Source organism: Pseudomonas peli (assembly GCF_050563605.1).
Taxonomy (GTDB): Bacteria; Pseudomonadota; Gammaproteobacteria; order Pseudomonadales; family Pseudomonadaceae; genus Aquipseudomonas; species Aquipseudomonas peli_A.
The window spans coordinates 1-252 of record NZ_JBNXUH010000072.1 but is presented as its reverse complement, the minus strand read 5'-3'; the positions used below and the strand labels follow the sequence as shown (position 1 = coordinate 252).

The following is a 252-nucleotide window of genomic DNA, read 5'->3' as shown; positions in this document are numbered from 1 at the left end:
GCGTCAGATGTGTATAAGAGACAGGTCTAACGCAAGTGCTTGGCAATGCAGCAGCTGTGCGCACTGGGGCGGTTAGCGGCGTACGCCGCTGATGCGCACCCAGCCGTCTTTATCGGCGGTCGGGTCGAGGATAAAGGCGTCGTTGTAGGCGGCGCGCACCTCTTCGGCCTGCTCGGCAAGGATGCCCGACAGCGCCAGGCGCCCGCCCGGCCTGGACAGGCGGGGGGGTGTCTCTTATAAACATATGACGCC

The 252-nt window shown here is 63.9% G+C and carries 1 pseudogene; it reads right to left on the bottom strand.

Annotation, left to right across the window (positions count from 1 at the left end):
* Positions 1-72 precede the first annotated feature (72 nt).
* Positions 73-219 (bottom strand): annotated as a pseudogene (locus tag ACQ4LH_RS21105) (50S ribosomal protein L11 methyltransferase); the annotation flags it as partial.
* Between the last annotated feature and the right edge of the window lie 33 nt (positions 220-252).